Raw genomic sequence first — 2,770 nt, forward strand, 5'->3', positions numbered from 1 at the left:
GCGTGTCACCGCGGCGCCCGTCTTCGCGTCCACGCTTGCCCCGCCCGCCTCTCCTTCACAAACTCCCATCAAGCGCGAACGTGCCGTTCCGCACTCTCGCACTTTCGCACTCTCGCACTCTCGCACTTTCGCACTTTCGCACTTTCGCACCTTGTCCTTCGGCACCGACCTGGCCTCCATCGCCGTCCCCCCGCCGGGGCCGCGCTCGCGCGCGCTCGCGGCAGAGCTGGCGCGCTGGGAGTCGCCCAACGTCACCTTCCTGGCGGACGACTTTCCCGTGTTCTGGGAGGCCGCCCGCGGCGCCAACGTGCGCGACGCCGACGGCAACGTCTTCGTGGACCTCACGGCCGCGTTCGCCGTGGCGGGCGTGGGGCACGCGCATCCGCGCGTCGTGGAGGCGGTACAGCGCCAGTCCGCCGCGCTCCTGCACGGCATGGGCGACGTGCATCCGCCCGCCATCAAGGTCGACCTCCTCCGCGCCCTGGCCGAGGTGGCGCCCGGCGGGCTGACGAAGACGGTGCTCGCCAGCTCCGGGGCGGAGGCGGTGGAGGCCGCGCTCAAGACGGCCGTGATGGCGACGGGAAAGCCGCGCGTGCTGGCGTTCCACGGCAGCTACCACGGGCTTACCTATCGCGCGCTGTCCGTGAGCGGCCGCGAGGACTTTCGCGCGCCGTTCGGGGCACAGCTGGACGGCAACGCCGTCTTTGCGCCGTACCCGTACGCGTACCGCTCTCCTTTGGGCACGGACGCGGACGAGGTCGCGGCGGCCGTGCTGCGCTACGTGGAGTACGTGCTGGACACGCCGGGCACGGCGTCGGAGGGCATTGGCGCCATCCTCGTGGAGCCCATCCAGGGGCGCGGCGGCGACGTGGTGCCGGCGGACGCGTTCCTCCCCGGCCTGCGCCGCATCTGCGACGAGCGGGGGCTGCTGCTCATCCTGGACGAGATCTACACGGGCTTTGGGCGAACTGGGCGCTGGTTCGCCTGCGAGCACTGGGGCGTGGTGCCCGACCTGCTCGTCGTGGGCAAGGGGCTGACGGGCGGATTTCCGTTCTCGGCCTGCATCGGCACGGAGGCGGTGATGGACGCGTGGCCGCAGTCGACCGGCGAGGCCATCCACACGAGCACCTTCCTGGGCCACCCCGTGGGATGCGCGGCGGCCCTGGCCAGCATCGCCGCCCTGCGCGACGAGCGGCTGGTGGAGCGCTCGGCCGAATTGGGCGACCACATCCGCGCGCGGCTCATGCAGATGACGGCCGACCACCCCCACGTGGGCGAGGTGCGCGGCCGGGGGATGATGATCGGGATGGAGATGGTGCGCGATCGCCAGTCGCGCGCGCCGGCCCCGGAGCTGTCCGGCCGCGTGGTCGTCGAAGGCCTGCGGCGCGGCGTGCTGCTGCTGGGCGGCGGCATTCACGGCAACGTGCTGAGCCTTTCGCCGCCGTTCGTCATCACCGGGGCACAGGTGGACTTCGCGCTCGACGTCATCAGCGGGATCCTGGACGAGATGCGGTGACGGTGTGGCCGGGTCCATCATTGGCCGCATCTACCCGGTGGGTTCCGAATGACGGCCGGAGGGGATAGACTGGGTGCAAGCGTTTCAACCGCATCCGTTTACCGGGAGAAGCCATGAAGAAGCTCAAGCTGGACGTCGACACGCTGAACGTGGTCTCGTTCACGGCCGCCACGGCGGACGAGAGCATCGGGGCCGTGCACGGGCACTTCGTCCCCACGAACCCGTGGTGCGCCGCCAACACCTACAAGAGCTACTGTCCGGACAGCCTCTGCACCTGCCCCCCGCCGCCCCGGTGATGGGGCGGCCGGACGGCACGGCTGGATGAACGACGAACGGCCCCCGCACCGCGCGGGGGCCGTTCGTGTTCTTCGCTCCCCGGGAAACCCATCTTGTCCCGGTGCGGTTACGCCTTCTGCCTTCTCCGCGCGATGGTCATCCTGAGGGAGCGCCCGCATGGAACCTGAACGGGCGCAAGGCGTTGGGCGCGACCGAAGGATCTTGCACGCAAAGCGTGAGGCAGGCTGTCGTCCGCGAAGCTGGCCTGCCGCTTTAGCGGGCAAGATCCTTCGTCGCCGCCATGGATCGCGCACCGGCAGCCTCGCCGCGGCGGCTCCTCAGGATGACCCGCTCGGGTGCGAGGGGTATGGCGACACACTTCTTTCGATGGTCATTCTGTCCCGCAGACGACGAACGGCCCCCGCACCGCGCGGGGGCCGTTCGTGTATCCAGTCCGGTGGATTCGCCTACTCGTCGTCGCGCTGCTGCTGGGCGCTGAGGGCGTCCTGGAGCAGGCGCTGCAGCTCGCGGCTGCGGTTGAGCAGGTTCTCGGTGAGCGGCTCGATCTGGATCATCCGGCGGCGCAGCTGCTCCTCGTACGCGCGGGCCTGCTGCGCGATGTCGGGCTGGCGCAGCACGGAGCCGCGCACCCTCATGAAGCGGGCCTGGATCTGCGCCTTTTCCATCTCCAGCGCCTGGAACCGGGCCGCGTCGTTGCGGGCGCGGGCCTGGTTCATCTCCGTGTCCAGCTGGCCCACGCGCGCGTACAGGCGCGGCAGCTCGGGGTCGGCGCGGTCCATCCCCTGCTGGATGGCGTTCATCAGCCGGTCGCGGGCCTGCCGCAGCACCGGGTCCTGCAGCGCACGGTCGTGCACGCGCTGCATGTGCCCGCTGATGCTCTGCAGCTCGCCGTACCAGTTGATGACGGACTCGCGCGCCCCCGACGGCGGCGCCAGCCCGCGCGTGGAGGGCACCTCC

The 2,770-nt window shown here is 70.8% G+C and carries 3 protein-coding genes; 2 read left to right on the forward strand and 1 reads right to left on the reverse strand.

Annotation, left to right across the window (positions count from 1 at the left end; all coding sequences use genetic code 11):
• Positions 1-151 precede the first annotated feature (151 nt).
• A complete protein-coding gene (locus VFZ20_RS20570) occupies positions 152-1,516 on the forward strand; it encodes an aspartate aminotransferase family protein (RefSeq protein WP_329685818.1) in 1,365 nt (454 codons plus the stop codon).
• 113 nt (positions 1,517-1,629) lie between these two features.
• On the forward strand, positions 1,630-1,812 hold the full coding sequence (locus VFZ20_RS20575) for a hypothetical protein (RefSeq protein ID WP_329685819.1): 183 nt from the start codon (positions 1,630-1,632) through the stop codon (positions 1,810-1,812).
• Between the two features lie 447 nt (positions 1,813-2,259).
• Here VFZ20_RS20575 and VFZ20_RS20580 read toward each other — a convergent pair.
• On the reverse strand, positions 2,260-2,770 hold a 511-nt coding region (locus tag VFZ20_RS20580; protein WP_329685820.1), incomplete at its 5' end, for a hypothetical protein.

This window comes from Longimicrobium sp. (genome assembly GCF_036280135.1).
GTDB lineage: Bacteria > Gemmatimonadota > Gemmatimonadetes > Longimicrobiales > Longimicrobiaceae > Longimicrobium.

Coding starts and splice junctions, on each gene's coding strand:
- VFZ20_RS20575 (WP_329685819.1), top strand. CDS start 1,630: ATGAAGAAGCTCAAGCTGGACGTCGACACGCTGAACGTGGTCTCGTTC.